The organism is Mucilaginibacter sp. OK268 (genome assembly GCF_900103125.1).
In the GTDB taxonomy this organism is placed as follows: Bacteria; Bacteroidota; Bacteroidia; order Sphingobacteriales; family Sphingobacteriaceae; genus Mucilaginibacter.
In genome coordinates, this window is record NZ_FNJV01000012.1 from 43171 (window position 1) to 65470 (window position 22300).

The window sequence follows — 22300 nt, forward strand, 5'->3', positions numbered from 1 at the left end:
TGAGCTCGTCGAAGCATGGTGGAATGGGGCATCTACGCACGCCCCTTCGACAAGCTCAGGGTGACACCCTCCCCTTTGCTATCTTGGCCTCCTTACTGCGCACTATTACGCGGATCGGTCTTGCTTTTTAATATATATTCCTTTGGTGTTTCGGCACCTGCCAGGTTCTTTACAAAATAATCCCAGCGGCGGCGCATCATGTAGTATGAGTTTTGACCATAACCGTGAGCGTTGTTCGGGAATACCACCAGGTCATAATCTTTGTTGGCTTTTTCTAAAGCTTCAATTACCAGCAAGGTATTGTATGGAGGCACGTTATCGTCCATCAAACCATGGGCAAGCATGAGCTTACCTTTCAGGTTTTTAGCATAGTTTTGGTTGGCCTGGGCTTCGTAGTTGGATACACCATCAGCCTGTGGGATTAACAAACCAATATAACGTTCGCCCCAATCGTCCTCATAGTTACGGTTATCATGGTTGCCCGACTCGGATATACCCACCTTGAAAAAGTCAGGAAAACGGAACATGGCCGCGGCAGTCGCGAAACCACCACCCGAGTGTCCCCAGATACCTGCTTTATTGATATCGATATAAGGATATTTCTGTGCCAATTGCTGCATGGCGGTAACCTGATCGGGCAGGGTATTTTCAGACATGTGGCCATAGTTCATATCATGATAGCTTTTTGAACGCAGCGGGTTACTGGTGCCTTCTATCTGTACTACTACAAAGCCCAGCTCGGCCAGCGCCTGGCAATCGCCATGGGCCGACGCAAATGACCAGCTACCCACGCTACCACCTTGCGGACCTGGATAGATATTATTGATAATCGGATATTTCTTATTAGGATCAAGCTGTGTTGGCACATACATTAAACCGTAAATATCGGTTTGGCCGTCATGCGCCTTAAGTGTTACCGGGATCGGAGCTTTCCAACCCGAAGCCTGCAATCTGCTGATATCTGTTTTTTCCAGCGTGCTGATCAGCTTGCCGTTCAGATCACGCAGCACAGTTACCGGCGGCACATCGGCTTTTGAATAGCTATCTATAAAATAATTCTCTCCCGGCGACAGGGTAATTTGGTGGTTGCCTTCTCCCGGGCTTAACAAGGTAAGTCCCTTTCCATTAAAGCCTACTTTGTACAGATGGCTAAAATAGGGGTTGCCCGGCTCACGGCCATCGGCCAGGAAATAGATCAGACGGTTTTTCTCGTCTACTTTCAGCAGTTCGGTCACCGCCCAATCACCTTTGGTGATCTGGTTTTTAACCTTGCCTGTGAGGGCGTCATATAAATACAAATGTCCCCAGTTATCACGTTCCGAAAACCAGATGATCTCATTGGTTTTAGCCAGGTATCGCCAATTAATAGTCCCCTGGCCCGACTCATATTGCGTAGCTACGGTTTCTTCAAAAACCTCTTTTACGGTACCCGTAGCAGCATCGGCAATACGGAATTTCTCTTGTTTGTGATCGCGTGAGGTAGATACAAAAGCCAGTTTAGAGGCATCGGTAGTCCAGTCCACATCGTCAAAAGTACCGCTGCTGGCAATATCATCGCTCAGGGTAGCGCGGTGCGGATCGGGAGCGACCTGTATATTGATCACTTTGGGTTCATCTACATTAATGATCACCCGGGTTATCATTGCGATTTCCTTATCGCCCGGCAGCGGGTATTTCCAGGATTTTAGTGTAGGATGACCAACATTGGTACTCACCAAATACATATCACCTACATTACGCTGATCCTGCTTAAAGGTGGCTATCTTTTTAGAGTCGGGCGACCACCGTACGATAGGCCCGTCTGATGATTTCCAGCCAGCATTATCGGTAGCGTAACCGAAATCTTTTATCCCATCAGCTGTTAATTGGGTTTCCTTCCCGGTTTTAATATTACGCACCCAAAGATTGTAATCCTTGATGTAAGCCACCAGGCTGCCATCCGGCGAAGCCACTTCATCACCGCCGCCTCGTCTGCGGGAATGCGCGGCGCTTTGGCCAACCATAGCATTATCCGGTGTGCACTGATAGCTTTGCAGATCACATTTCCATGATTTCCCATCGGCGCTAATGGAGATCGATCTCAGATCGTCCGAAAAACTGAAGGTACGAAACGGTAACTTGTTAGCTTCGTAGGTTTTGCCGGTGGCCGTTGATATAGCGACTGCCAGTTTCTGCTGGTCAAAGGCTTGACCACGTGTTTTTTTAACAGGATCAACCAAAATAAATTCACTCCCCTGGGGTGTTAATACCCGGTACCAGAACTTATCGCCAGGTAGCCAGTTGGGGCTTACCCTGCCGTGATCAACCAATTGCTCGGTATTATAGCTCAGGAAACTTTCGGCATGGGCATAATCCTTATCGGTTAAAGTGTTGCTTTGCTGTGCATTTGCTGTCCAAACAAATGCCATAGCGGTTACTGATAATAAATATTTATTCATACGCTGTTGAACAGGATTAATTTTAAATCAGGATGCAAATTAATGCTTTTTACTGAAGCTATTGGTTTGGCGCTGTAACTTTTGTGAGTGAATTATCAAACCGGGAAACAGCGGTTATCTCCCCGCTATCCGCAATACTCAAACCGGCATCAGGGAAGTCGGTTTCCGTCAGCATCCGAATACGGCGCATGGCCTGGTTCAAGGTATCCCTCACTAAACCTTTATCATGCGCCTGTTTAAATGAAATAATGCGACCGCTTAAAAATTCGCCTTTTTTATTTACGTAAACTTTAAGCAGGGGGGCCATACCACAAATACCACTTACACTTACACATTTATAGGTACAAAAATTTCCAAGACTGTAGGCTATCAAACGGTTCTTATACATTTCCATAGCCCGGCTCACGTGGGGGCCGTTACCAAATATCAGGTCGGCGCCGGCGTCAATGGCATTGTGGGCAAAGGCATGTACATCGCCACGTTTTTCGCCGATGAAAGATTCTACCGCGAAAGGCACGTGTTCAAAATCAACACCCTCACCGCCACCATGAAATGATACGATAACAATATCACTGCGCTGCTTTAAGTCGCTGATAATGCGCGCAGCTCCTTTCAGGTCATGTATGGACACTGTATTGGCATTAGGGGCAAAGGAGCAAAAACCATAGCGTACACCATTCACTTCAAACACTGTTGAAGGTTTAATCAGCAAACCGGCATAGTTTATACCAAGGCTGTCCAATGTTTTTGTAGTGCTTTTACGCCCGTGAGCGTCAAAATCATTGATGTGGTTATTGGCCAGGCTCAATAAATTAAAACCGGCATTTTTTAAAACCGATGCATACTGTGTAGGCATCCGGAACAAATAAGCTTTGCTTTTTTGATGAAGTTTGAAATGCGCGGGGCCGCCGGTATCAACCAGTGCGCCCTCCAGGTTACCAAATACCACATCTGTATTTTTTAATTCGGCGACAGCGGCTCTAAAACTGTTGCGGCCGCTATCAGGAGGCAAGGTGGTACTATCCGGGTATGAGGTTCCCAGCATGATATCGCCTACGGCGGCAATACAAAGGGAGTCGCGCTGTACGGGTGTTATCTGGGGTGGTAAAACTTTGGCGGGATGATGTTTTTTGTGCTTAACAACCGGCTGCCTGTTTTGGGCCGGGCTTTCGCAGGCCTGCAAAAACAATAATAAGCAAGCTGTTAAAAGCAAGATCTGTAACCTTATAGCAAAAAAAAATCCCATCATGTTCATGAAGGGACTAAATTAGTTATTTAATTAAATTTCTTTAATTATTCTTATCGTCGTCGGTTTCGGTAGCCGATCCGGTAAATTCATTTTTGAACGAAGCCAGCAAACGACCGCCTTTGTAAAAATAACGGCTGTAATAATTGTCATCCAGGCTGCTGATGGCTACCCCTCTTGACGAAGCATGAGCAAATTTGTTGTTACCCAAATAAATACCTACATGTGATATACGGCGGCTGTGGATCTTAAAAAACACCAGGTCGCCCTCTTTCAGATCATCGCGGCCAACAGGGTTTACCATGCTGAAAATATCGCGTGAGCTTCTTTTAATATCCAGGTTAAAAACCTCGCTGTATAATTCTTTAGTGAATGCGGAGCAATCGATCCCTCTTCTTGATTCACCTCCGAAATGGTAAGGGGTACCTATCCAATCGTAAACAAAGTGAAAAAGTTTCATGTTTGAGGTGGCGGATAACGCGACACCCATGATCTGTGATAAATAAGTTTTAGCTAAACTTTCCTGCTCATCAGGAGCCTTGTCGGCAGTGGTGTTCGGAGTACTTGCGGTTTGAGCTTGTGAAGCCAAAACGCTGAAAAGTAGTACTATAGCAAGAGTAATTTTCTTCATTTAACGCGTTAGTTTGTTGTTAGGGTCAACAAATTGTTTATTAAATCAGACACTTATGTCCACCAGTGGCTACAAAACTATCTATATTTTTTAAAATTGCAAATAAATGGCACTTTTTTTTCAAAAAATATAAATAAATTATCTATACTAAAAGTCTTATCAACCAAAGCCCATCAGTATTACGCTTATGATACTTTTAAGGTTATCTTTTTTGCGCGTTTTTTTTCTTTTTTGTAAAAATTATATACCACAAACAACCTAAAAATGCTTAAAAACACTGTTAAACCGCATTATCGTGTCAAAAAGGCTTCGGCAATATCACCATATCGCCATATAATGTTTGGTTAAACTCATAAAACGCGGTCAAGGCTGCTCATTTATAGCCCTTTCTTAAAATAAAAGATAAAACATCACAACAAATTCATTGCAGTTTCGATATTTTCACGGATATATTTAGATTTGCGCTTTACTCCAAGATTATTGATTGTTTTAATTACATGAGTTCAATCGAAATTAATAAAGACACTTACCTGATGTGGTACGAACAAATGCTGTTAATGCGTAAGTTCGAAGAAAAAGCAGGACAGTTATACGGACAACAGAAAATCAGGGGCTTTTGCCACCTGTATATTGGGCAGGAGGCTGTATTAGCCGGAGCTATGTCTGTAATTAAACAGGAAGACAGCATGATCACCGCTTACCGCGACCACGCACATGCGCTTGCCAAAGGTGTAACCCCTAATGCGGTAATGGCCGAGTTATATGGCAAAGCTACCGGATGCTCAAAAGGCAAAGGTGGTTCTATGCACATGTTTGACAAGGAAAAGCACTTTTATGGCGGCCACGGTATCGTAGGCGGCCAGGTACCTCTGGGTGCGGGCATTGCTTTCGCCGAAAAATATAAAGGTACCGAGTTTGTGAACATTGCCTATATGGGCGATGGTGCTGTACGCCAGGGTGCATTAACCGAAACCTTTAACATGGCTGCTTTATGGCAATTACCGGTAATTTTTGTTTGCGAAAACAACGGTTACGCCATGGGTACTTCTGTTGAACGTACTACTATCCAAACAGATATTTATAAATTAGGCTTACCTTACGGTATACCATCATCAGCTGTTGACGGCATGGACCCAGCTGCGGTACACGTAGCTATGGACGAAGCCGTTCAGCGTGCCCGTCGTGGTGAAGGACCAACCTTTTTGGAAATGCGTACCTATCGCTATAAAGGTCACTCCATGTCTGATCCTCAAAAATACCGTACTAAAGAAGAATTGGAAAGCTACAAGGCCAAAGACCCTATCGAAACAACTAAACAAATTATAGTTGAGAAAGGTTATGCTGATGAGAAATGGTTTGAAGAGATCGATGCCAAGATAAAAGACCTGGTTGACGAATCAGTTAAGTTTTCTGAAGAATCACCATGGCCGGAAGCTTCTGAGCTATACACCGATGTTTATGTTCAGGCTGATTATCCATACATCAGAGACTAATCCTATATTTATATTAAACTTATTCTATTAAATAGTATATGGCCGAAGTAGTTAAAATGCCTAAAATGAGCGATACCATGACCGAAGGGGTATTGGCGAAATGGCATAAAAAAGTTGGCGATAAGGTAAAATCCGGCGATGTATTGGCCGAGATTGAAACCGATAAAGCTACCATGGATTTTGAATCGTACCAGGACGGCACCCTTTTATATATAGGTGTTGAGGAAGGCAGCGCTGTTCCGGTTGATGCTGTTATTGCCGTTTTAGGTAAAGAAGGCGAAGATTACAAAGCCGTACTTGCTCAGGATGGTGGTGCTGAAAAGAAAGAAGAAAAACCCGCTGAAGCTGCTGCCCCCGCAAAAGCTGAAGACAAACAACCAGCACCGGTTGCAGCTGCTGCACCAAAGGTTGATCTGTCGAGCATACCGGCTACAGTAATACGTATGCCTGCCCTTAGTGATACCATGACCGAGGGTGTTATTGAAAAATGGAACTTTAAAGTTGGCGATAAAGTAAAATCTGACGACTCACTGGCCGACGTAGCAACCGATAAGGCTACTATGGAAGTTGTGGGTTATGAAGCAGGTACGCTTTTATATATAGGCCCTAAAGAAGGCGAAGCCGCACCGGTTAATGGCATTATAGCCATTGTTGGTAAAGAAGGCACCGATATTACACCTTTATTACAGGATGCTGCAAGCGCACCCGCTGCTGCACCAGCCGCAGAAGCTGCTGCTCCTGAAGCTCAAACTTCAGCACCTGCCGCGCAGGAAGCTGCCGTTGCTTCATCTGCTGATGACAGCCGCGTTAAAGCATCACCACTTGCCCGTAAAATAGCAAAAGATAAAGGCATCAACCTGAATGATGTAAAAGGCAGCGCAGAAGGCGGCCGCATTATCAGGAAAGATGTGGAAGGATTTGTAGCTCCGGCTAAAACAGCCGCCCCAGCTCTAGCCAGCACCGAAGCCGCTGCTTCTGCTGCTCCGGCCAAAGCGCCTATCACTTTGCCAACTTATACCGGCGAAGAGAAATTTACCGAAAGGGCAGTTACACAAATGCGTAAAGCTATCAGCCGCCGCTTAAGCGAAAGCCTGTTTACCGCTCCGCATTTTTATGTAACCATGAGCATTGATATGGATCAGGCGATTGCCGCCCGTACCCGCATCAATGATATTGCCCCGGTTAAAATATCCTTTAATGATTTTGTAGTTAAAGCTGTTGCTGTTGCCTTAAAACAACACCCTGCTATTAACTCTTCATTCCTGGGCGATAAGATCCGTACCAATGAGCACGTACACATCGGTGTAGCCGTTGCGGTTGACGAAGGTTTGCTGGTACCGGTGGTTAAATTTGCCGATGGTAAATCATTAAGCCACATCTCTGTTGAAGTAAAAGAGTTTGCCGGTAAAGCAAAAGCTAAAAAACTACAACCTGCAGAAATGGAAGGCTCAACCTTCACCATATCAAACTTAGGTATGTTTGGTGTTGACGAGTTTACTGCCATTATTAATACACCAAATGCTTGTATCCTTGCTGTTAGCGGCATTCAACAGGTTCCGGTTGTTAAAAACGGCGCGGTAGTACCAGGCAACGTAATGAAAGTTACCTTAAGCTGTGACCACCGCGTGGTTGATGGCGCAACAGGTGCCGCGTTCCTGCAAACCCTAAAATCATTACTAGAAGAACCAGTAAGATTGTTAATATAATTCGGATTTCGGAATTTAGCATAAGAACAAAAAAAGCGCTGGGTTAACCCGGCGCTTTTTTTGTTTTACAAGAAAGCGCGTCATTGCGAGGTATGAAGACAACCGACCGAAGGGAGCTCATTAATACCTACTAAAACAAACACAGCATTAATAATTTCTATGCTGTACAGAGAGATTGCAAAAGTCAACAAGAACATAGGAGCATCTTTTCAAAATGACGCGTGTTCCTGACCTTTTTTTAAATCCCCAGATGCCCTATAATATTCCGAAGTTGTTGCGTATGCCTTTGCGCATGATAAACGGCCTGGTAAGCCCACTCCAGGCGGGTTAAGTAACCAATGGTAGGAAACTCCCAGAGTAAACAAGTATCTGTCAGGTCTTTTGTTTCCACCAGGTAGATCAGGCTGTTATATACTGTTCTGAGTTTTTTGATCAATATATCCCTGTCATAAAGTTTAGTCGCCGGCGTGATCGAAGGTGCCGATTTAAACTTAAGGTCGAAATCTAAAAACATGTCTTTCACATTTTGCACATATCTATCAGGCACCCTGTCGGTATCGCGGACAGGGCCACTCAATACCTCTACACTGCTCGAGATGGATAATATCATATGCTCTATCAATTCAGCGGCTGTCCAGCTACCCTCAAAAGGGATGCGGTTAACTTCACTTTGTTTAACGGGTTCAAATAAATTCAACTGCGCCTGTGCTACAGATCCTATCAGGACCGGCAAGGGTTGTACCAAAGCATTTTTTTGTTGTTCCATGATTTTTTCTTTCCTGATGATGTTCTTTGATAGTTCAAAGTTCGACACATTAGCCCGGATACGTAGGTGGCAATAAAGACAAATTCAGGGTGATTTGCGACAATAGTTCCTTCCAAAAGTGGGTTTACATGGTTTACACTTTTTACAGTATACATTTATTTAATGAATTGATAATCAATTCATTACTTTTTATTTTGTCATAAAAAACGGTTTACAGTGTAAGCCATATTTTTAGGATAAAAAAGTGTCACTTTTAATTCCCTCCCCACGGGAGGGTGATTGCCCATCATTAGACATTTGTTCAAAAGGGTGTCATGCTGAGCCCGTCGAAGCATGGTGGGCAAGCCTCTACGCTCGACCCTTCGACGGAGCTCAGGGTGACAGCCCCGCTTTTTGTGATGTTATCGACTTACAATGTCTAATCATGGGCTATTAGGGGCGCGATGGGCGGGTGTAATGGCAGGGAGGGGTTTCTACGCGCGATGATTAGTCTGTTCCATAAACTCCTTCCTCCCCTTCCCGAGCCCGTCGAAGCATGGTGGACAGGCATCTGCGCTCTACCCTTCGACAGAGCTCAGGGCGACACCCCTCCCTCGGCTTGCTATTTATTTTTACCCCGCAATCACGGGCGAATAACAATAAATCCGTTAACCTATTGTCAAATAACCACCTTCCTTTTACACTTTTTGCTTTTATTGTATATTCACACAAAAATTTACGTTATGACGCTTTATAGCTTTCTTCAGCATCTTCATTCCGGGTTCAGGTACATTGTAGTAGTGCTTGTTATTGTGGCAGCCTTGTTGGCACTTCTTGGCCTTACCGGTAAAAAACCTTATACCGAAGGGAACCGCAAGCTTAACCTGTTTGCCCTGATCTCGGTGCATACGCAGTTGCTCATCGGTATTGTGCTGTATTTTGTAAGCCCGTTTGTACAGTTTACTAAAGATACCATGAAAAACCCGGCTACCCGTTATTTTACTGTTGAGCACTGGGTTATGATGATTATTGCTATTGTACTGATCACTATAGGTCATAGCAAATCAAAAAAAGCAACTACTCCCGAAGAAAAGCACAAAGCCATTTTTGTATTCTATATACTCGGTTTGATCATTATTTCGAGCGGTATTCTATTAATTCCACGTGGCTAATAGGATTTAGCAAATAAATAATTTCAGAAAAAATTTGACAATTCAAATTTCTTTCTAAATTTGTGACCACGATGATTAAAAGCACTCATAAAAACAGCTGGTGGCACCAATTAAATTTGGCAGCCGGTTGCGTTTTTAGTCAGAGATAACTAATCAATTGTAAACCTAAATAGGAAACCCGGCGACCCCAATTCGCCGGGTTTTTTTGTTTAATACACTTTTTGAAAATAACATGAACAAATTTAAAATAACCACTACCCATAAAAAGCTACTTGCCGATACCACCACGCCTGTAAGCATTTACCTGCGCCTGCGCGATGTTTTCCCCAATTCGCTGCTGTTGGAGAGCTCCGATTATCACAGCCGCGAAAACAGCTTAAGCTATATTTGCTGTGAGCCTATTGCCGGCCTGGTATTAAACAACGGCATCCTCAAAAAAACATATCCCGATGGCAGCCAGGAAACCCAGGAAGCAGGGTCTTTTGACCTCATCGATCAGATCAACCAGTTTATAGCCAGTTTTGATACTGATGCCAATCCGGGTAAGATCATATCAAACGGCTTATTTGGTTATTTTACCCACGAGGCGGTGGAACATTTTGAAACCATCAAGCTTAAACAAAGCAACGATACCGCCCGGCAGATCCCGGTGATGCAGTACCATGTGTACCGCTACATCATCGCGATTGACCATTTTAAGAACGAACTCTACATTTTCCATAACCAGGCCGAAGGTGGCCCTACCAACGGCGGTATCGAAAAACTGGAATACCTCATCAAAAACAAAAACTTCCCCGAGTATAACTTCAAGAGCACAGATGCCGAGCAATCAAACCTCACCAACGAGGAATTTATTGCCATTGTGGAGAAGATGAAGCAGCATATTTACCGGGGCGATGTTTTCCAGATCGTACCATCAAGAGCTTTTTCCCGCACTTTCCAGGGCGATGAGTTTAATGTTTACCGTGCTCTGCGCTCTATCAATCCCTCACCTTACCTGTTTTATTTTGACTTTGGCGACTTCCGCATTTTTGGTTCATCGCCCGAGGCGCAGATCACCATCAAGGACAATGTGGCCAGTATATTCCCTATCGCGGGTACCTTTAAACGCAGCGGCGATGATATAAAAGATGCCGAAATAGCCCGCAACCTCGAGAACGACCCCAAAGAGTCGGCCGAGCATGTGATGCTGGTTGATTTGGCCCGTAACGATCTGAGTCGCCATTGCGAACAGGTACATGTTAAAGCTTTCAAGGAGGTGCAATACTATTCGCACCTGATCCACCTGGTATCGCACGTAAGCGGCAAATTGCTGCCGGGCGTGTCATCGTTTAAGATTGTGGGCGATACCTACCCTGCCGGAACACTGAGCGGCGCGCCAAAATACCGGGCCATGAAAATCATCGACGAGAACGAAAAAGCCAAACGCAGCTTTTACAGCGGCGCCATCGGCTACCTGGGTTTCAACGGCGATTTTAATCATGCCATTATGATCCGTTCGTTCCTCAGCAAAAACAATACGCTGCATTACCAGGCCGGCGCGGGCATTGTAGCAGGATCAATAGCCGAAAGTGAGCTGAGGGAAGTAGATACCAAAATATCGGCACTAAGAAGGGCTGTAGAACTGGCGGAGGAACTGTAACTCATTTCGGAATTCGGACTTTCGATTTTTCACATTTGTTTATATTCAATAGTGTTCAAGAGAGCTTCGCAGTTTCGGATTTCGTGTTTAGAATTTAGAATTTAAGAAAATGAACAAGATATTAATAATTGACAATTACGATTCCTTTACCTATAACCTGGTGCATTTGGTTAATGAACTTGGCCTGCAATGCGAGGTTTGGAGGAACGATAAATTTGCCATTGGCGATGTGGACGCTTTTGATAAGATCATCCTTTCGCCGGGACCGGGGATACCATCAGAAGCCGGCTTGCTGCTGGAGGTGATCGAAAAATACGCCCCTACCAAAAGCATCTTCGGCGTTTGCCTGGGCCAACAGGCCATTGCCGAGGTATTTGGCGGCAGCTTATACAACCTGAGTCAGCCGATGCACGGGATAGCCACACCTATTAAGGTAACCGACAGGCAGGAGGAGCTTTTTAAAGGCCTGCCAGACAGCTTTAAGGTTGGGCGCTATCATTCATGGGTGGTGAGCAACAAAGATCTGCCACAGACGCTGCAAATAACCGCTATTGACGAGGAGGATAACTCCATTATGGCACTGGCCCACCGCGAATATGATGTACGGGGAGTACAATTTCACCCGGAATCCATACTCACCGAGTACGGCAAGGAAATGATGCATAACTGGTTGAGTTAATACAACCGGCAAAAATGATAACTTTGCGTTAACACAAATAAAAAGGATGTCATCCTGAGCTTGTCGAAGGAGCGCGCGTAGGGCCAACCCACCATGCTTCGACAGGCTCAGCATGACAGCCATTGCTTTTACCTCATGAACATACTTGATAAAATAGTTGCCAATAAAAAAAAGGAAGTAGCATCTGCTAAAAAACGCGTTTCCTATGTTGAACTGGAAGAGTCGGAATATTTTCATCGCGATACTTACTCCTTCAAAGAGTTTTTACTGGATCCGGAACGCAGCGGTATTATTGCCGAATTTAAGCGCAAATCGCCCTCTAAAGGTATTATTAATGATAAGGTAAGAGTTAGCGCCGTTACCAATGGTTATGCTAGCGCGGGCGCCTCGGCCCTGTCTGTTTTAACCGACCGCAACTTTTTTATGGGCCGCAAAGCCGACCTGGTAAAGGCCCGTTCGGTCAACAATATCCCTATCCTGCGTAAGGATTTTATGATAGACGAGTACCAGGTGATCGAGGCTAAATCATTAGGCGCCGATATTATTTTGCTGATAGCCGCCATACTGACCCCTGCCGAAATTGATACTATGGCCACACTGGCCAAAAGCATAGGTTTAAACGTACTGCTGGAGGTACATAACCTGGAAGAACTGGAACGCAGCATCCACCCCAAACTGGATGCTATTGGCGTAAATAACCGCAATCTGGCCGATTTTACCGTATCCGTAGAAACTTCATACCAACTGGCCAAACATATCCCGGCAGAGTTTATGAAAATATCCGAGAGCGCCATCAGCGATCCGGAAACTATCCGTCATTTGAAACTGGCTGGCTTCAATGGGTTCCTGATCGGTGAAACTTTTATGAAACAGGCCGACCCGGCCCAGGCCATGCGCGATTTTGTAGCTCAGTTATAACAGGTCCGGAAAGACTTTTTAAACCTTAAATTTTAACAATTTTCCGCTTAAAATCGGGAGAAAATGGGTCGAAAATCAATTGAAAAACATTCAGTTTAGCACTTTTAACAAATTCCAACGCGGTTTTGATGCGTTTTGAATGCTTTAAAAAGTATTTATCAACTTAAGTCATGCCGAACTTGTTTTGGCACCCCATCAGCAAGGCGTGGAACATGATGGTAACCTCTCTTGAGAGATCCTGATCCGCCAAACGGCGGACAGGATGACTTATCAAATTATATCAGCCTAGCCAATCATGTCATTGCGAGCGATAGCGCGGCAATCTCTTCGCTTGCATATTGAACGCGAGGAGATTGCTTCGTCGTTCCTCCTCGCAATGACATGTGGTTTTATTTTATCTTTAAGAAATCAACAGATAGGTTTCAGCAGGCTTATAATTAGCTTCAAAAACCATTTTTAGTTAAAAAATCATGCCTTTTACATTTGCACACCCAGCCCTGGTTTTGCCATTGAAGTATCTCCCGAAGAGGTGGATATCCATGACCGGCCTGGTGATCGGAAGCATGACGCCCGATTTTGAATACTTTTTCAGGATGCGGGTACGAAGTATTTATAGCCATACCCCGCCCGGTTTGTTTTGGTTTGATTTGCCTGTCGGGATATTACTGGTTTTGATCTACAATAAAATAGTAAAAGACAAGCTGATCGATCATCTGCCTGTTCAGCTTAACCAACGGCTTTCTCAATTTAAAGGCAACCCGGAAAGCTTATCTTCCCCGGCATATATCGCAATAACTGTGCTTTCGATCTTCGCTGGCAGTGCCTCTCATTTATTATGGGATGGCTTTACCCATCCTACTGGCTATTTTGTTACCACCATCCCGACTCTAACACATATGACCCATATCGGGGGGCACCAGTTTTACGTATATAAGTTAGCGCAGCATGCCAGCACGTTATTGGGTGGGATAGCTATTTTATGGGCATTAATGAGTATATCAAAAGGCATAAACACGCAGGTTACAAACATTTCTGCTTACTGGGCGAAGGTGGCTGCAATCGCCCTTGTTGTAACGGCCATTAGGTTAGTATGCGGATTAAACTATCATGAGTTCGGCAACCTGGTGGTTACCGGCATCGCGGGTATGTTTATTGGATTGATGGTTATATCGGTGAGCTGATCCATCCTCCCGATGTAAGTAATAGCCCGCCATCGACTCACCCCGTCTGCGCTTCGCTGGACCACCCTCCGGCTGCGCTGCAAAGAGGGTAAAAACTTTCAATCGATATTTCTTCTTTGTCAGCAGAACAGCTTCGGATGAAAGCAGGCAGAACATGGTGGATTGTGTACTGGCAGGGGCATTAGCAAACCTTGCCGAAGTATGGAATTGAGCGAACGGAGTTGGGATAAGGTTTAGCAGCCCGTGGTTCTGACTGTTTTGCAGGGTAAAGGCCTTGTGCGCAAAGAAGCATTTCTGGTGACTTGATCTTTTGGTTACTTTTGTATCAAGACAAAAGTAACAGCCTTAGCGGCAATTGAGCGCTCTACGATAGGCTTATTCTCCCTGTATAGCATGCGATTGCTTCGTCGTTCCTCCTCGCAATGACATAATAATTAACGCAGCAATCCCCCCTGTCGGTTTTGTTCTATTTTCCCATTCCATGACCTTATAATTTTGATAAAAAATTAAACACCATGAAAAATCAGGGAAACACTAAAAAACAAATATTGGTACTGGGTGGTACCGGAAAAACCGGCAGCCGCGTTGTGAGCAAACTGCAGCAAATGGACTGGCCTGTACGTATTGGCAGCCGTAATGCAACCATACCTTTCGATTGGAACGATCAAGGCACCTGGCCAGCCGCATTGCAGGGCATCGATTCCGTTTATATCTCTTACCAACCCGATCTGGCCGTTCCCGGGGCAACAGACACTATCCGCGAGCTGGCCAACTTAGCTATAGCAAAAGGGGTTACCCACCTGGTGCTGCTATCGGGCCGGGGCGAGGAAGAAGCGCAGGCCTGCGAAAAGATCGTGATGAATGCCGGCACCAACTGGACCATTTTACGCGCCAGCTGGTTTAACCAGAATTTTAACGAGGGCTACTTGCTTGACCCGATTCTGTATGGACAGGTTGACTTACCCGTGGGCGATGTACCCGAGCCTTTTGTTGATGTGGATGATATTGCCGATGTAGCCGTGGCGGCATTAACCCAGGATGGCCATGCCGGGCAATTGTATGAGTTAACCGGTCCTCGCCTGCTGACATTCCGCGAGGCCATACAGGAGATAGCGGCAGCCCTTAACCGTCCGGTTCAATATCAACAAATTTCGATGGATGATTATAAGGCCATGATGCAGGAGTACCAGATACCTGATGATTATATATGGCTGATCAGCTACCTGTTCACGGAGGTACTGGATGGTCGTAATGCCAGCCTCACCGATGGTGTGCAGCGAGCCCTGGGCCGTAAGCCCACAGATTTTTCGGAATATATCCGCAAGGCCATTGCCGCCGGAGCATGGCAAGTAACCGCGTAACTCTATTCAAAACAGGGTGTCACCCTGAGCTTGTCGAAGGGGCGAGCGCAGAGGCCTACCCGCCATGCTTCGACGGGGCTCAGCATGACATGTCCCCTCATGTCATTGCGAGGAGGAACGACGAGGCAATCTCGTAGCTATTCCTATCCATGAGAACACGAGGAGATTGCTTCGTACCTCGCAATGACATATCTTATAATTTAAAAACTTACGAAATTTTAAAAACTTCGTAAGTTTCATATCCGCTGCATGGGTACTATTTTTTTACCGGGTAAAGCGATTCGATAGCCACCACATCACTTGCTGTAAACGGCCGATCGGTGCCATCGCTGCAGGCCAGCATCCATGATCCGGGTTCGCCTCCTATGGGGGTTCCTGGGATATAAAAAGCAAGGCCGCCTTCGTCAATTGGCGCTTTAAAGAATGCCTGCAATATCCCTATCCATGAAGAAGTATCATAACCACAGCTAAATGCCCTGTTTTGGTAATCGGTATGCCTGAAACCAATAGCGTGCCCAATTTCATGAGCAATAACGGTAGTCAGCTCGCCTTTATCCTGAAAACTCTTCGTGTATCTGGAACTGTTAAGCGCAATAGGCGTTGCCGGTCTGCCATCCATCCCCGGAAAGCCTGACGACTGGCCCAGGATATTCGGATCGCCAAACTGCTGCCCGGTGATCAATATATCCTCCTGAGTGGTTGAGGCCGAATCCAATAGCGTAAACGTCAATGTTAAACCCAGATCGTTATACCGTTTTATGGCGTTCTTAGCCGCCGTGGTAAATACCTGCTGCGACGCGCCCGCGCTCACCTTCACCTTAATGGCATTGGTTAAGCCGGTAACAATAAACAAGGTGCGGTATTGCTCCGTTACAGGTTTCTTGAATACGATCTCGCTCACATGCTGGCTCTGAAAATCGAGATCGGCCTGTTTCAGTAAAATGTCGCCTTCCACAATAAAGCCATCTTTAACCCGCACCGCATTAACCGGCGAAAATCCGGCTTTAGCAATACTTAACTGCTCGTCCTGGGTAAGTGCTGTGTTGGCAACCTGTGGCTCGACGGGGGTACTACTCTTTTTACAGCCAAGGGCCACCGTGATCGTTAATAAGAGCGCAAGGATGATCGTTTTTTGATTTAGTAATGATTTGTTTTTCATTTTTAGTCGGTAAATAATAATTCGTTATGGTAAATGAACAATTGCTTATAGAGCAATAAACATAACCATTTTTATTACACGTATTTAAAAATGCACAAATTGAATAAACATTAGTAACTAATAGTTAATTATGCCATCCGGGAGAATCAGTTATGTTGCGCGGTTTATAAACAAACCATGATCGCTATCCTCAATTTATCAAACACAATTATTTATATATTTATATCAACACTACACCTATGGAAACAACAAAAGTAATTGGACAAACCAAGGACGCCGGCTTTGAGGTCGGTGTCAGAAAAACGTTCCCGGTTTCTGTTGAACAGGCCTGGGATTTTCTGTTTTCGGACCAGGGATTTTCTATCTGGCTCGGTGGGATAAAGCCCGATGCGTTTGACATCAACCAAAACTACAAAACGGAGGAAGGCACAGAAGGAAAACTAACCATTTTTAAACCGTACTCGCACACCCGGTTAACCTGGCGAAAAAGGAATTGGGACAATACATCAACTCTCCAGCTCCGGGTGATCAATGCCAAAGGCAAGGCAACCGTAAGCTTTCACCAGGAAAAACTCCAGGGCAGCAAGCAACGCGATGAAATGAAAGCCCATTGGGATAAGGTGATAGCGCAAATAGGTACCTATCTGAATTAAGCGACGGAAGTCAGACGAGTATCGACTCACTCCGACGTCGCTGCGCTCGTCACCCCTCTATCCGCTTCGCGCATAGAGGGGCTTTCTTTCTTTTTCTTTACCCTCTTTCCGCCGCAAGCGAAGAGAGGGTGGTCCAGCGAAGCGCAGACCGGGTGAGTCTACTCTGCGATTGCTCTTACGCGCAACGTTAGAATTGCTTTCAAAGAATAAATTCAAACAGGTTAAACTATCTTCGCGATTTATTATCATATGTGATATAATGGATGTGTTACTGGCATCCATTCTTTATATACCCAGATCCTGCACTATGAAACTTAAACCCCTGTTTTTGTTACTTCTCTTACTAAGTACTACCCTGTTTTGCAAAGCCCAGATATTTAGCGGCGGCCGGGAATTGAGTGTAAAACCTATCGACATTAATAACGAGCAGATCATCCTGTTCCTTTTACTCAACGGCAATATTTCTGTTGAGAATAATTTAAACGGCAAAGCGCTCTACCGCGATCAGTTTGACGGCTTTGACAATACCGGTAAATTAAAATCCATCGGCAATACTGTTTTTACGTATTACGACCGCTTTGACTGGGAGGAGAATTTTGGTAAGATCAAATCTATCGGTAAAACACAGATCACTTATTATGACCGCTTTGACTGGGAAGAGAATAAAGGCAAGCTTAAAACCGTGGGTGGTGTTAAAATAACCTGGTACGACAGGTTTGACCGCACAGAACTTTTGGGTAAACTTAAATCGGTAGGCGATATGCCGGTAACTTATTATGACGCACCGGATGGTCGCAGCAAAGCCGGTAAGATCAAATCCATTGGCAATACCCTGTTTACCTATTACGACAGGTTTGACGGTGATGATAACCGGGGTAAACTTAAATCCATCGACAGCACCCGCATTACCTGGTATGGGCATCTTGATGCCGACCAGGAGATGGGCAAATTACGCTCAATAGGTCGCGCCAGGATCATCTATTTTGACAACTTTGATCCGGACGAAAGCAAAGGTAAGATTAAAGCCATTGCCGGTCCTTTTATTGATCCGGAGCACGAATTTTAAAGCGCAGGTTCATGGCGGCAATGGCCATAATAATAAGCGCTACGCCAGCCCATTGTATAGGTAGTACGCTTTCGTTAAGGATAAAGTGAGCAAATAAGATAGATACCGGGATCTCGACCGAGGAAACAATACTACCCAGCCCTATGCCGGTTTTGGGCAAACCTTTGGTAAACAGCAGCGGAGGTAGTATGGTACCAAACAGGGCCAGAAAAGCCCCCCATTTCCAGATCACCGAAAAGTTAAAGTGCTGTATCAGCTCCACGTTCCAGAAAATGGCGATGGCTATCAATCCGCCCAGCACCAGGTACATGCTCCGCTTTACACCCGGTAAATGCAGCGCTACTTTATTTGACGAATACATGGCCACCGTATAGCTCATGGCCGATAAAAGACCGAATATCAGGCCCCGCACATTAAACGCTACCCGGGTATCAAAAATATTGGTTGCCAGTAAAGTTCCGGCTATCACAATAAGCGCGGCGATGATCTTTCTACCTTCGGGTGCCTGCCGGGTAAGCACCCACTCCAGGATAATGCCCATCCAAACAGTTTGCATCAATAAAATAATACAAACAGATACCGGCAGGTACTGTACCGACAAATAATAAAAAGTGCTGGTGAGCCCCAGCGATGTACCGGCCAGCAGCATTTTCAGTTGCGGATTTTTGTCGCCCGCCGGTGTTGCTTCCTTTTGTTTTTTGCCAAACAGGCCCATGATCAGCAAAACCACAAAGCCAATAAAAAATTGCGAAAAGGTGATCTCACCGGTATGGTAACCCTCGCCGTGCGCCACTTTTACAAAGGTGGCCAATACCCCATAACTTGCCGCGCCCAGCGCCACCAATAATATCCCCCTTAGCTTTTCCATAGTGTTTTGTCGTGGGCGCAAAGGTCAGCCAAAGGCACGACAAAAAACGTTTACAAATGTTGATATTTCAGGAATATTGCTTTTTAATGAAATGGGGATGCTGATTAAAAACGCGTCATTGCGAGGTACGAAGCAATCCCTACAGAGGCAGGTCGGTCATTCAAGGTTTAAACTGTTCTATTTGCTCTGTGTAGTATAGAGATTGCTTCGTACCTCGCAATGACGTTCGGAAAAACCTTTCCACAATCTATTACCCCCCTTTTCCTTAATCTGTATCAGTATTACCCGGTTCTGTATAAATTATCCCGGGCGGGCCCCAATACCTTTGTTGTATAAATTAATTCAAAAAACAAAAGCAATGTCAAAGACAATTTTTATAACCGGAGCTTCCCGTGGATTTGGAAAACTTTGGGCCGAAGCATTTTTAAAACGTGGCGATAAAGTAGTAGCCACCGCACGTAACCTGGACACCCTTGCCGACCTGGTAAGCACTTATGGCGACGCCATATTACCTATACAATTGGATGTAAATAACCGCGAAGCCGACTTTGCAGCCATTAAACAGGCTAAACAACATTTTGGCACTATCGATGTGCTGATCAACAATGCCGGTTACGGCCTGTTTGGCGCCATTGAAGAAACCAGCGAGCAGGAAGCCCGCGAACAGATAGAAACCAACGTATTCGGCTTATTATGGCTTACCCAGGCTGCTATACCAGTAATGCGTGCACAAGGCCATGGCCATATTATACAGGTATCAAGCTTTTTGGGTCAAGTTACATTCCCTGTTTTAGGACTGTATAACGCATCCAAATTCGCAGTTGAGGGTCTAAGCGAAACCCTGGCTACCGAAGTAAAAGGATTTGGTATCAACGTGTCGTTAATTGAGCCAAACGGTTTTACAACAGACTGGAGCAGCGCCTCGGCCATACATACCCAATCAATGCCAGAGTATGATGCCCTCAAAGCAGCTTTTGCCGAAGGCTCGTCTGCTCCCGGCTTTTTTGGTGATCCCGAAGCAACATCAGCAGCAGTGCTTAAACTGGTTGATGCCGAAAACCCGCCATTGCGCCTTTTCCTGGGCAAAATAGCTTTACCTTATGTTAAACAGGTTTATGCAGATCGTATAGCAACCTGGGAAGCATGGCAGGATGTAGCCGTAGCAGCACACGGTAACTAAGCGTTGCTAATTTTACTTTTATCATACTAAATACCCCGGCATAATTCATACTTTTATTAGTGTGAATTATGCTTTAATTATTTCTGATCATGAAACATTATAAAAGCCTGGCCCAATTAAGCTATGATAACGGCTTTCCGCAGCCAGAAAATCCGCTACTTAACCTCATACACTGCAATAAAACCTGCAATATGGAGGAACAGGAATTTACCAGCGATTTTTACCAGATAGGATTTAAAAGATTGCTGTCGGGTACATTTGCCTACGGCCGAACCAAATATGATCATGATAATGGCACGCTCTCATTTGTAAAGCCCCGTCAGATCATCGAGTTTAAACACCTGAAGTTTGAGGAAGATGGTTTCCTAATATTGATACATGAAGACTACCTGAACGGGCATCCACTCCATAACGAAATCAAAAAGTATAATTATTTTGAATATGAAACCAATGAGGCCCTGTACCTTTCGCCAAAGGAAGAACAGATCATCTGGGGCTTGTTCAATGAAATTGAAACTGAATACAACAACAACCAGGACGAGTACAGTCGCGATATTATCCTTGGGCATATAGAATCTATCCTGAAATATTCACAGCGTTTTTATAAAAGGCAATTCATCAACCGCATCGAGGTAACCGGCAAAATGGCTTCCAGGTTCAATGACGCGCTTTCTGTATATTTTGAAAAAGGTTATTTGCTGGAAAAAGGCTTGCCTACTGTTAAATCAATGGCTGCCGAACTTAACCTTTCGCCAAGCTACCTGAGCGATCTCCTGAAACAGGAAACCGGCAAAACGGCTATGGAGCTGATTCACATTTACCTCATATCCGAAGCCAAAAACCTGCTCAAAGGATCAGATCATAATATTGCCGAAACGGCTTATACCCTGGGCTTTGATAACCTGCCCTATTTTTCGCGTTTATTTAAAAAAGAAGTGGGCATCAGTCCTGTTCAATTCAGGAAACAGATCATGAATTAATCTGCGGGTTGATTCAACAGTAAACGCTCTGGCCTGATGATTTTTCATGAAAACATGAGATAAGTTTTTTATTTTCACTCATGAATAAAATCCTTTTCTGTTTCCTGCTGCTCTTTTGTTCGGGCCTATCCATATCATTTGCGCAAACCAGCCAGGATAGCATTATATATATTGTTGACGGCAATCCGGTTATTGAAACCCCAAGTGACGATGATCAAATGCTTAACAGTGATGTTGATAAACTTGAGGTGGTTACCGATATATCAAAAATAAAAACAGCTGGTTATGCAGGTAAAGCAAACAAGATCATTTATGTGACTACCAAAGCATATCTCACGCGTACACCCCAGGAAAAATTGATTGTATCAACCAAAGCAATGGTCAGAAAAAATGGGGCGTGGCACTTAAAAGATGCCGCAACCCCATATTCAGGCCCTTTTATTGATTATTTTATGAATGGCCGTAAACAAGGCGAGGGTACCCTGAAAGATGGCCTTGTTGAAGGGGTAAGAACCGTTTATTATCCTAATGGCAACAAACGATATTTTTATACCTATACAAAGGGACACGAAAATGGCGACTCGGAGGAATATTTTATAACTGGCAAACTCAAGCAAAAAGGCACCTTTGTCAATGAAAAAGAAATTGGCCTGTGGCAGGATTTTTATTCAACCGGCAAATTAAAAAGACAATCAACTTTTGTAAATAACAAACAGGAAGTACCCAAAGAAGATACAAAATTTTATGTCCTTTTAGATAAAGCTTTAGTCTTAATGAAAGAGGAGGATTATGCTGGCGCGATTAAAAAGCTGGATGACGCGGCAAAATTAAATCCGGGTTATGCCGATCTGTATTTTTACCGGGGAACGGCCAAATTAGACAACTTTGATTTTGATAACTCCATAGCCGATTTAGATAAGGCCATTGAAATTGAACCCCTATACATGGAAGCCATCAGTAACCGGGCCTTTGCCAGGTTGCGGAAATATGAATTCAAAGACAGCCGCACAATCAGCAAAACAAAGGAAGTAACCATCCTTGCCGCTAAAGATAAAGTACCCATACCCAAGGAGGATCAGGATAAAATTTGTGCGGATCTGAACCTTGGTTATCAATTGGGCGACCATAAAGCCATGATCACCGATGCCATCAGCAGGTATTGCAAATAATACTATTCTAATC

The 22300-nt window shown here is 44.7% G+C and carries 19 protein-coding genes; 13 read left to right on the forward strand and 6 right to left on the reverse strand.

Annotation, left to right across the window (positions count from 1 at the left end):
- Window positions 1–92 precede the first annotated feature (92 nt).
- Genes BLR84_RS26795 through BLR84_RS26805 form a run of 3 tightly spaced genes read right to left on the reverse strand, consistent with a single transcriptional unit; the run spans window position 93 to window position 4315 of the window.
- A complete protein-coding gene (locus tag BLR84_RS26795) occupies window positions 93–2438 on the reverse strand; it encodes a S9 family peptidase (RefSeq protein WP_090473338.1) in 2346 nt (781 codons plus the stop codon).
- Between the two features lie 58 nt (window positions 2439–2496).
- Entirely contained in the window at window positions 2497–3687 is a 1191-nt protein-coding gene (locus tag BLR84_RS26800) for a CapA family protein (protein ID WP_255367054.1), read from the reverse strand.
- 40 nt (window positions 3688–3727) lie between these two features.
- Window positions 3728–4315, reverse strand: coding sequence for a C40 family peptidase (locus BLR84_RS26805; RefSeq protein WP_090473339.1), 588 nt, complete (start codon window positions 4313–4315; stop codon window positions 3728–3730).
- A 497-nt stretch (window positions 4316–4812) separates the two neighbouring features.
- On the opposite strand from BLR84_RS26805, the gene pdhA reads away from it, so the two are divergent.
- Together pdhA and BLR84_RS26820 are read left to right on the forward strand one after the other, a co-directional pair.
- Window positions 4813–5808: a pyruvate dehydrogenase (acetyl-transferring) E1 component subunit alpha gene (gene pdhA, locus BLR84_RS26815; RefSeq protein ID WP_090473341.1), complete on the forward strand. Its 996-nt coding sequence runs from the start codon at window positions 4813–4815 to the stop codon at window positions 5806–5808.
- 38 nt (window positions 5809–5846) lie between these two features.
- The gene (locus BLR84_RS26820; RefSeq protein WP_090473342.1) at window positions 5847–7514 is read left to right on the forward strand and encodes a dihydrolipoamide acetyltransferase family protein; all 1668 of its coding nucleotides are present in this window, start codon (window positions 5847–5849) and stop codon (window positions 7512–7514) included.
- 238 nt (window positions 7515–7752) lie between these two features.
- On the opposite strand, the gene BLR84_RS26825 is transcribed toward BLR84_RS26820, so the two are convergent.
- Window positions 7753–8280: a DinB family protein gene (locus BLR84_RS26825; protein ID WP_090473343.1), complete on the reverse strand. Its 528-nt coding sequence runs from the start codon at window positions 8278–8280 to the stop codon at window positions 7753–7755.
- Between the two features lie 722 nt (window positions 8281–9002).
- On the opposite strand from BLR84_RS26825, the gene BLR84_RS26830 reads away from it, so the two are divergent.
- The 6 genes from BLR84_RS26830 (at window position 9003) to BLR84_RS26855 (ending at window position 15212) form a co-directional block, all read left to right on the forward strand.
- On the forward strand, window positions 9003–9431 hold the full coding sequence (locus tag BLR84_RS26830) for a cytochrome B (protein WP_090473344.1): 429 nt from the start codon (window positions 9003–9005) through the stop codon (window positions 9429–9431).
- 232 nt (window positions 9432–9663) lie between these two features.
- Window positions 9664–11073 carry an anthranilate synthase component I family protein gene (locus BLR84_RS26835; RefSeq protein WP_090473345.1) on the forward strand — a complete coding sequence of 470 codons (1410 nt, stop codon included), beginning with the start codon at window positions 9664–9666 and terminating at the stop codon, window positions 11071–11073.
- 109 nt (window positions 11074–11182) lie between these two features.
- Window positions 11183–11752: an anthranilate synthase component II gene (locus BLR84_RS26840; protein WP_090473346.1), complete on the forward strand. Its 570-nt coding sequence runs from the start codon at window positions 11183–11185 to the stop codon at window positions 11750–11752.
- A 135-nt stretch (window positions 11753–11887) separates the two neighbouring features.
- Window positions 11888–12670 carry an indole-3-glycerol phosphate synthase TrpC gene (trpC, locus tag BLR84_RS26845; protein WP_090473347.1) on the forward strand — a complete coding sequence of 261 codons (783 nt, stop codon included), beginning with the start codon at window positions 11888–11890 and terminating at the stop codon, window positions 12668–12670.
- Window positions 12671–13140: 470 nt separating this feature from the next.
- Window positions 13141–13851, forward strand: a complete 711-nt coding sequence (locus BLR84_RS26850) for a DUF4184 family protein (RefSeq protein ID WP_090473348.1) — start codon at window positions 13141–13143, stop codon at window positions 13849–13851.
- Window positions 13852–14366: 515 nt separating this feature from the next.
- Complete coding sequence (locus tag BLR84_RS26855; protein WP_090473349.1) at window positions 14367–15212, forward strand: NmrA family NAD(P)-binding protein; 846 nt, start codon at window positions 14367–14369, stop codon at window positions 15210–15212.
- Window positions 15213–15468: 256 nt separating this feature from the next.
- Here BLR84_RS26855 and BLR84_RS26860 read toward each other — a convergent pair whose 3' ends face one another.
- Window positions 15469–16371 carry a M57 family metalloprotease gene (locus BLR84_RS26860; RefSeq protein ID WP_090473350.1) on the reverse strand — a complete coding sequence of 301 codons (903 nt, stop codon included), beginning with the start codon at window positions 16369–16371 and terminating at the stop codon, window positions 15469–15471.
- Window positions 16372–16610: 239 nt separating this feature from the next.
- On the opposite strand from BLR84_RS26860, the gene BLR84_RS26865 reads away from it, so the two are divergent.
- Complete coding sequence (locus tag BLR84_RS26865) at window positions 16611–17024, forward strand: ATPase (RefSeq protein ID WP_090473351.1); 414 nt, start codon at window positions 16611–16613, stop codon at window positions 17022–17024.
- 307 nt (window positions 17025–17331) lie between these two features.
- Complete coding sequence (locus tag BLR84_RS26870; protein ID WP_090473352.1) at window positions 17332–18090, forward strand: hypothetical protein; 759 nt, start codon at window positions 17332–17334, stop codon at window positions 18088–18090.
- Here BLR84_RS26870 and BLR84_RS26875 read toward each other — a convergent pair.
- A complete protein-coding gene (locus BLR84_RS26875) occupies window positions 18065–18958 on the reverse strand; it encodes a DMT family transporter (RefSeq protein ID WP_090473353.1) in 894 nt (297 codons plus the stop codon). The genes BLR84_RS26870 and BLR84_RS26875 overlap by 26 nt on opposite strands.
- A gap of 358 nt (window positions 18959–19316) precedes the next feature.
- Here BLR84_RS26875 and BLR84_RS26880 point away from each other — a divergent pair, with 358 nt between their 5' ends.
- The 3 genes from BLR84_RS26880 (at window position 19317) to BLR84_RS26890 (ending at window position 22287) form a co-directional block, all read left to right on the forward strand.
- Window positions 19317–20138, forward strand: a complete 822-nt coding sequence (locus BLR84_RS26880; RefSeq protein ID WP_090473354.1) for an SDR family oxidoreductase — start codon at window positions 19317–19319, stop codon at window positions 20136–20138.
- An 89-nt stretch (window positions 20139–20227) separates the two neighbouring features.
- Entirely contained in the window at window positions 20228–21118 is an 891-nt protein-coding gene (locus tag BLR84_RS26885) for a helix-turn-helix domain-containing protein (protein ID WP_090473355.1), read from the forward strand.
- 80 nt (window positions 21119–21198) lie between these two features.
- Entirely contained in the window at window positions 21199–22287 is a 1089-nt protein-coding gene (locus tag BLR84_RS26890) for a hypothetical protein (protein ID WP_090473356.1), read from the forward strand.
- The last annotated feature ends 13 nt before the right edge of the window (window positions 22288–22300 follow it).

What these genes read in the sequence shown, in the direction of transcription:
- BLR84_RS26880 (WP_090473354.1), top strand. Translation starts at nt 19,317, where the DNA reads ATGTCAAAGACAATTTTTATAACCGGAGCTTCCCGTGGATTTGGAAAA.
- BLR84_RS26860 (WP_090473350.1), bottom strand. Translation starts at nt 16,371, where the DNA reads ATGAAAAACAAATCATTACTAAATCAAAAAACGATCATCCTTGCGCTC.
- BLR84_RS26840 (WP_090473346.1), top strand. Translation starts at nt 11,183, where the DNA reads ATGAACAAGATATTAATAATTGACAATTACGATTCCTTTACCTATAAC.
- BLR84_RS26805 (WP_090473339.1), bottom strand. Translation starts at nt 4,315, where the DNA reads ATGAAGAAAATTACTCTTGCTATAGTACTACTTTTCAGCGTTTTGGCT.
- BLR84_RS26850 (WP_090473348.1), top strand. Translation starts at nt 13,141, where the DNA reads ATGCCTTTTACATTTGCACACCCAGCCCTGGTTTTGCCATTGAAGTAT.
- BLR84_RS26870 (WP_090473352.1), top strand. Translation starts at nt 17,332, where the DNA reads ATGAAACTTAAACCCCTGTTTTTGTTACTTCTCTTACTAAGTACTACC.
- BLR84_RS26890 (WP_090473356.1), top strand. Translation starts at nt 21,199, where the DNA reads ATGAATAAAATCCTTTTCTGTTTCCTGCTGCTCTTTTGTTCGGGCCTA.
- BLR84_RS26885 (WP_090473355.1), top strand. Translation starts at nt 20,228, where the DNA reads ATGAAACATTATAAAAGCCTGGCCCAATTAAGCTATGATAACGGCTTT.
- BLR84_RS26795 (WP_090473338.1), bottom strand. Translation starts at nt 2,438, where the DNA reads ATGAATAAATATTTATTATCAGTAACCGCTATGGCATTTGTTTGGACA.
- BLR84_RS26865 (WP_090473351.1), top strand. Translation starts at nt 16,611, where the DNA reads ATGGAAACAACAAAAGTAATTGGACAAACCAAGGACGCCGGCTTTGAG.
- pdhA (WP_090473341.1), top strand. Translation starts at nt 4,813, where the DNA reads ATGAGTTCAATCGAAATTAATAAAGACACTTACCTGATGTGGTACGAA.
- trpC (WP_090473347.1), top strand. Translation starts at nt 11,888, where the DNA reads ATGAACATACTTGATAAAATAGTTGCCAATAAAAAAAAGGAAGTAGCA.
- BLR84_RS26830 (WP_090473344.1), top strand. Translation starts at nt 9,003, where the DNA reads ATGACGCTTTATAGCTTTCTTCAGCATCTTCATTCCGGGTTCAGGTAC.
- BLR84_RS26875 (WP_090473353.1), bottom strand. Translation starts at nt 18,958, where the DNA reads ATGGAAAAGCTAAGGGGGATATTATTGGTGGCGCTGGGCGCGGCAAGT.
- BLR84_RS26825 (WP_090473343.1), bottom strand. Translation starts at nt 8,280, where the DNA reads ATGGAACAACAAAAAAATGCTTTGGTACAACCCTTGCCGGTCCTGATA.
- BLR84_RS26855 (WP_090473349.1), top strand. Translation starts at nt 14,367, where the DNA reads ATGAAAAATCAGGGAAACACTAAAAAACAAATATTGGTACTGGGTGGT.
- BLR84_RS26820 (WP_090473342.1), top strand. Translation starts at nt 5,847, where the DNA reads ATGGCCGAAGTAGTTAAAATGCCTAAAATGAGCGATACCATGACCGAA.
- BLR84_RS26800 (WP_255367054.1), bottom strand. Translation starts at nt 3,687, where the DNA reads ATGATGGGATTTTTTTTTGCTATAAGGTTACAGATCTTGCTTTTAACA.
- BLR84_RS26835 (WP_090473345.1), top strand. Translation starts at nt 9,664, where the DNA reads ATGAACAAATTTAAAATAACCACTACCCATAAAAAGCTACTTGCCGAT.